Annotated in this window: 7 protein-coding genes; 2 read left to right on the top strand and 5 right to left on the bottom strand. The window is 73.4% G+C overall.

Going from position 1 to position 6,303, the window contains the following annotated elements:
• The coding region (locus ACWCXC_RS29170; protein WP_450891004.1) for a peptidoglycan-binding domain-containing protein at window positions 1-646 on the top strand (646 nt) is incomplete at its 5' end.
• A gap of 308 nt (window positions 647-954) precedes the next feature.
• On the opposite strand, the gene ACWCXC_RS29165 is transcribed toward ACWCXC_RS29170, so the two are convergent.
• The 4 genes from ACWCXC_RS29165 to ACWCXC_RS29150 form a co-directional block, all read right to left on the bottom strand.
• Window positions 955-1,845, bottom strand: coding sequence for an enoyl-CoA hydratase-related protein (locus tag ACWCXC_RS29165; protein WP_450891003.1), 891 nt, complete (start codon window positions 1,843-1,845; stop codon window positions 955-957).
• A gap of 26 nt (window positions 1,846-1,871) precedes the next feature.
• A complete protein-coding gene (locus tag ACWCXC_RS29160) occupies window positions 1,872-3,056 on the bottom strand; it encodes a CaiB/BaiF CoA transferase family protein (RefSeq protein WP_450891002.1) in 1,185 nt (394 codons plus the stop codon).
• Window positions 3,053-3,220: a hypothetical protein gene (locus ACWCXC_RS29155; protein WP_450891001.1), complete on the bottom strand. Its 168-nt coding sequence runs from the start codon at window positions 3,218-3,220 to the stop codon at window positions 3,053-3,055. The genes ACWCXC_RS29160 and ACWCXC_RS29155 overlap by 4 nt, the downstream gene beginning before the upstream one ends.
• A gap of 336 nt (window positions 3,221-3,556) precedes the next feature.
• Complete coding sequence (locus ACWCXC_RS29150; RefSeq protein WP_450891000.1) at window positions 3,557-3,817, bottom strand: hypothetical protein; 261 nt, start codon at window positions 3,815-3,817, stop codon at window positions 3,557-3,559.
• A gap of 79 nt (window positions 3,818-3,896) precedes the next feature.
• Here ACWCXC_RS29150 and ACWCXC_RS29145 point away from each other — a divergent pair, with 79 nt between their 5' ends.
• Complete coding sequence (locus ACWCXC_RS29145; protein WP_450890999.1) at window positions 3,897-5,204, top strand: cellulase family glycosylhydrolase; 1,308 nt, start codon at window positions 3,897-3,899, stop codon at window positions 5,202-5,204.
• 144 nt (window positions 5,205-5,348) lie between these two features.
• Here the strand turns inward: ACWCXC_RS29145 and ACWCXC_RS29140 are convergent, their stop codons facing one another.
• Complete coding sequence (locus tag ACWCXC_RS29140) at window positions 5,349-6,275, bottom strand: LLM class F420-dependent oxidoreductase (protein WP_450890998.1); 927 nt, start codon at window positions 6,273-6,275, stop codon at window positions 5,349-5,351.
• Window positions 6,276-6,303 lie beyond the last annotated feature (28 nt).

Raw genomic sequence — 6,303 nt, 5'->3', positions numbered from 1 at the left:
GCTGGATGTGGACGGTGAGTGGGGTCCGCTGACGGACGCGGGTGTGCGCTGGCTCCAGGGGCGCGTGGGGGTGGCGGCCGACGGGCTGTGGGGGCCCGCCACCGAGGCCGCGTACGCCTCGGGCTCCGGCGGCTTGGGCGGGGGAGGCATGACCTCGGTGCGGTCGATCGCCGCCCAGCAGTCGGCGGTGAACGGGATGGGGTACAGCCCGGCGCTGGATGTGGACGGTGAGTGGGGTCCGCTGACGGACGCGGGTGTGCGCTGGCTCCAGGGGCGCGTGGGGGTGGCGGCCGACGGGCTGTGGGGGCCGGCCACCGAGGCCGCGTACGACGGCGGTCTCGACAACGGCGCCGGGCTGGTCGTCGACGGGGACTTCGGCCCCGCGACGATCCGGGCCACCCAGCGCGTCATCGGGGTGACCGCCGACGGCGAATGGGGCCCGGACTCCGTCCGGGGTCTCCAGCGCCACCTCAACACCTGGAGCGGTGCCGGACTGGTGGTCGACGGCGACGCGGGGCCCGCGACGTACCAGGCCCTCCAGACGCACCTCAACCGGATGATCGGCGCCGGCCTCGCCGTGGACGGTCTCTGGGGCCCCGGAACCATCAGGGCGCTGCAGACCGCCCTCAACCGGGGCCAGTTCTAGGGCCTGTCCGACAGTCCCTGGCCCGGGAGGCCGTCGTCGTACGGTCCCCCTCCAGCACCCCGTCGGCCGGCGCGAACAGACGCGTCGGCCGACGGGGCCCACGTGCGTTCCGCCGGACCCGGCGGAGCCCCCGTCCGCCGCCCGGCCCGTGGTGTGGCCGTGGGGCACACCGCTCGTCGACACCTGCCCGGCCGACCGCGACTGAGCATGTGTCGAACGATCGTTCAGGGGGCGTGTGCCTCTTGCTCCGACCTGTCCCGGGCCACCGCCGGCGGGAGCCCGCCCCTGGTGCGGGCCGTTGGCCTTGCTCAGCGGTCCGTCCACGGCAGATAACCGGGAAGGTCCTGGGGCACCCGGCCGGGGAACCGCGGATCCCGCTTCTCGAAGAACGACAGCACTCCCTCCTCGGCGTCGGCGCCGCGCACGGTGTCGTACACCAGCCGGGAGTCGAGCCGGTGAACCTCCTCGGGCGAGTCCGCCCACGCCATGCGGTGGACGAGCTGCCGGATGACGGCCACGGAGACCGGCGCGGTGCGCGCCGCCAGCTCACGGGCCAGGGCGTACGCGGAGTCCAGCACCTCGTCGGCCGGGTGCAGGCTCGTCACGAGCCCCGCGCGCAGCGCCTCGTCGGCCGGGACGATCCGCCCCGACACCAGCCAGTCCATCGTCGCGGTCATGCCGACCAGGCGCGGCAGGAACCACGCGGACCCGCCCTCGGGCACGATGCCGCGCCGGCTGAACGGGAAGCCGAACCGCGCGTCGTCGGCCGCCAGCCGGAAGTCGGCCGGCAGCAGCATCGTCGAGCCGACGCCCACCGCCGCGCCGCGCACGGCCGCGATCACCGGTTTGTCGAGCGCGTACAGGACCCGGGTGACGACACCGGCCGGCTCCTGGTAGGTCCCGGCGGCGTACTGCTCGGCGGCCTCGGGGTCGCCGGCCGCCGAGAAGCCGCGGTTCCCGCCGTCGCCCCCGGCGAGATCGGCGCCGACGCAGAAGTCCCGGCCCGCGCCGGTGAGGACGACGACCCGCACCTCCGGATCGGCGTCGGCGCGGCGCAGCGCGTCGGCGATCTCCAGCGCCATCGGTTCGGTGAAGCCGTTGCGGGCCTCGGGTCGGTCGAGGGTGACGGTCGCGACGCGGTCCGCGACCCCATAGACGATCTGCTCGTACGCGGCGGTGTGCGGCGCGGTGTCGGTCATCGGCGTGCTCCCTGTGCGGTGGCGGATCAGACCGCGCCGTCGGCGCGAAGGACGGAGACCGCGGCCTCGTCGTAACCGAGGCCGCGCAGAACGGAGTCGGTGTGCTCACCCACGGCGGGCACGGGCCCCATGCGCGGGACGAGCCCGTGGGGCGTGGCCGGCGGCAGGAGCGCCTTCACCGGCCCGCCCGGCGTGTCGACGTCCCGCCAGCGTTCCCGGCCCGCGAGCACCGGATGGTCGAGGAACTCACCGACCGTGCGCAGGCGCGCGTTGGCCACCCTCGCCTCGTCCAGCAGTTCCACCGCCTCCTCGCCCCCGAGTTCGGCGAAGCGCGCGGCGACGATCGCGTTGAGCTCGGCGCGGTGGGCGACCCGGGCGGAGTTGCGGTGGAAGCGCCGGTCGCCGGCGAGCCCCGCCGCGTCCAGGAACACCGCGCAGAAAGAGGCCCATTCACGCTCGTTCTGGATGGCGAGCAGGACCGTGCGCCCGTCCGCCGTCTCGTACGGGCCGTAGGGGGCGATCGTCGCGTGCTGGGCGCCCACCCGCTCCGGCTGCGTGCCCGCGTACGCCGTGTAGTACATCGGTGAGCCCATCCACTCGGCCAGAGCCTCGAAGAGCGACACCTCCACGTGCCTGGCCTCACCCGTGGCTCGGCGCTCGTACAGGGCGGCGAGGATGCCCGAGTACGCGTACATGCCGGCGGCGATGTCGGCGACGGAGATGCCCACCTTGGCGGGCTCCCCGGGTGGGCCGGTGAGCGAGACGACCCCGGTCTTGCACTGGACCAACAGGTCGTACGCCTTGCGCCCGGCCCACGGGCCGTCGTTGCCGTAGCCGGAGATGTCGCAGACGACGAGGCCGGGATGACTGACCGCCAGGGTGTCGGCGCCGAGCCCCAGTCTGCGGGTAGCGCCGGGGGCGAGGTTCTGCACGAAGACGTCGGCACCGTCCAGCAGCCGGCCCAGCACCTCGCGCCCGCCCGGCGTCTTGATGTCCAGGGTGAGGGACTCCTTCGAGCGGTTCAGCCACACGAAGTAGCTCGACTGCCCGTGGACGGACTCGTCGTAGCCGCGGGCGAAGTCCCCGGCCCCCCGGCGTTCCACCTTGATGACGCGGGCGCCGAGGTCCGCGAGCTGTCGGGTGGCGAAGGGTGCGGCGACGGCCTGTTCGAGGCTGACGACGGTGATGCCGTGGAGCGGAAGCCTTGTCATGGCGGGTCGAGGGGCTGAGGGCGGGGAGCGCGGTGCCCGGCATGCCCGATGCGCGGCATGTCCGGTGCGCGTTCCCGGTCCGGGCGGGCGAGGACGGCGGGGACGTCGAGGGCCGGGGCCGACGCCCTGGCCCAGTGGGCCGGTGCGGCGGCGGAGTGCGGCATGCGGGCTCCTGGGGGAGGGGCCTTCGGGGTCTCGGGCGCGCGGTGCGGAATCGGCCCGGCCGGGACCCGGAGGCGGGCCGGGAGGTCGTACCGCACGGTACCTGACTGAACGATCGCTAAGCCAGCCTCGGGGCAACCCCGACTGCCCCCGCCCGCGACGCGGCGGGGGCGCCGGCGGTCGCGCGGACGTCGAACCCGAATTCTGCCTGTACCGGTTTATTGACGGGCAACGTAGGGCGGGGTAGCTCGGCTGTCAAACAATCGAGAACGGGATGCTACTGCTGGTAGAAACCATAAAGTGAACGACCTTCATGCCTGGCCAGCAGGTTTAGCGGTTTAGTTCTTGACGCCTTCCGTTGGCGCGCCAACGAATGGCGAACCGGCTATTGACACCGGCGTAACACCCGGTGCCTCATGGTGGGCGACGGGCTTGGAGCGGTTCACCGGGCCGAAGTCGCCGCCGTCCCACGACGGTTGTCCGGTGTTCACCCCCACACCCATGACGTCTGCGAAGCCTGCCCCCGGCGCCACCCCGCCGGTCCGGTCACGGTGCTCGTCCGGCATGCCCCACCCCTGCGCGGGGCGGTGCTTGGACATCGTTGTCATGGTGGCGTCCCCACCCCGTGGAGCCGTCCGGCCCGAGCCCGTCCCACCCCCTGCGCACCCGAGGAGAGAGATGCGAAAGCCGAGAAACTCCCTGATCACCACGGCCGGACTGGCCTGCGCCGCCGTCCTGGGTCTGCTGGCATCGGTCACCGGCCCCGCCGTCGGCGAGGCCGCGGCCGCCCCGACCGGAATCCGGGTCAGCGACGGTCGTGTGGTCGAGGCGAACGGCAACGACTTCGTCATGCGCGGCGTGAATCACGCCTACACCTGGTACCCGGAGCGCACGACCGCCCTCGCCGACATCGCGGCCAAGGGCGCCAACACCGTCCGAACCGTCCTGAGCAGCGGCGACCGGTGGACCCGTACGAGCGCCACCGAGGTCAGCGGCATCATCGGCCAGTGCAAGGCGAACAAGGTCATCTGCGTGCTGGAGGTCCACGACACCACCGGCTACGGCGAGGACGGCGCCGCCACCACCCTGGACAAGGCCGCCGACTACTGGATCGGCCTGAAGAGCGTCCTCCAGGGACAGGAGGACTACGTCGTCGTCAACATCGGCAACGAGCCCTTCGGCAACACGAACTACACGGCGTGGACGGACGCCACGAAGAGCGCCATCGGCAGACTCCGCGCCGCCGGCCTCACCCACGCCCTCATGGTGGACGCGCCCAACTGGGGCCAGGACTGGTCCGGCACCATGCGCTCCAACGCCGCCTCGGTCTTCGCCTCCGACCCCGACCGCAACACCATCTTCTCGATCCACATGTACGGGGTGTACGACACCGCGACGGAGGTCCAGGACTATCTGAACAGCTTCGTCGCGGCGAAACTCCCCCTCGTCATCGGTGAGTTCGGTGACATGCACAGTGACGGGAACCCGGACGAGGACGCCATCATGGCGACCGCCCGGTCCCTCGGCATCGGCTACCTCGGCTGGTCCTGGAGCGGCAACGGCAGCGGTGTCGAATACCTCGACATGGTCAACGGATTCGACGCGGACTCCCTGACCGGCTGGGGCCGGCGCTTCTTCGACGGCGCCGACGGCATCGCCGCCACGTCCGAGCGCGCGACCGTGTACGGCGACGGGGGCCAGAACCCCGGCGGTGGTGGCCAGGAGGGCGGCACGGCGCCCAACGGCTATCCGTACTGTGTGAACGGGAGCGCGTCGGATCCGGACGGTGACGGCTGGGGCTGGGAGCAGAGCCGCTCGTGCGTCGTCCGGGGCAGCGGCGCGGACGGCGGCGGATCGGGGAGCGGTACGGCGCCCAACGGCTATCCGTACTGTGTGAACGGCAGTGCGTCGGATCCGGACGGTGACGGCTGGGGCTGGGAGCAGAGCCGGTCCTGCGTCGTCCGGGGCAGCGGCGCCGACCACTGAGTCCCGCCCGCGGGCACGCACGGCCGGCCGGTCCGGGATTTCCCGGGCCGGCCGGCCCTCCCGTGGCAGGACGGAACGTCCGCGCGGAATCAGCCGGTCGTGGAACTCCGGGGCCGCGGCCCGTCCCCGGCCCGCCGCCCCGGCCTACCCCGCCGCCAGCTCCCCGAGCAGCCGCCAGGTCCGGCGGCGGTTCGCCTCCCCGGCCAGGTCCGTGCCGGAGAACACCACCTCCGTCGCCCCGGCGTCCCGGTAGCGCCGGACCTCCTCGGCCACCGCCTTCTCGTCGCCGATCACGGCCACCTCCCCGGCCCGGCGGGCGCCCGAGAGCTCGATGACCCGTGCGTACGAGGGGAACTGCTCGTAGAACGCGAGCTGTTCGGTCGCCAGGGCGCGGGCGCCCTCGGGATCGTCGGTGACCACGCCGTGGACCAGGGCCACGATGCGCGGCGCCGGCCGGCCGGCCGCCTCGGCGGCCGCGGTCACGGCCGGGACGATGTGCTCGGCCAGGGCCCGGGGCCCCGCCAGATAGGGCAGGATCCCGTCCGCCAGTTCGCCGCTCGCCCGCAGCGCCTGCGGGCCCATCGCGGCGACGAGCAGCGGAACCCCGCCCTCGGCGCCCGGCACGCGGGCGGGGAGCGGGGTGGAGGCGGTGATCAGCTCGCCGTGGAAGTCGACCGTGCCGTCCTCGGTGAGCGCGCGCAGCGCGGTGAGGAACTCCCGCAGCCGCGCGATCGGACGCTCGTACGGGATGCCGAACCCCGTCTCCGTCAGCGGCTTCGTGCCGAGCGCCAGCCCGAGGTGGTAGCGCCCGTGCGTGGCGGCCTGGGCCGTCTGCGCCTGGCTGGAGACGATCAGCGGATGGCGCCCGAAGACCGGGATCGCCGAGGTGCCCACCTGGAGGCCGGGCACCTCCCTGCCGACGATCGCCGCCAGCTGCGGGGAATCGGCGCCGAAGGTCTGCCCGAACCAGGCGGAGCGCAGCCCCGCTGCGGCGGCCTCCCGGGCGAGGTCCACGGTGGCGTCGATCTGGTTCTCGGATGCGGTCGCGCTGAGCGCTACTCCTAAGGTCATGCAGGGGGAACCGGGCGTCGCCGCCCCC

This window comes from Streptomyces sp. NPDC001515, from assembly GCF_053597115.1.
The sequence above is the reverse complement of the archived record's forward strand: the minus strand, read 5'-3'. Positions and strand labels throughout refer to the sequence as shown.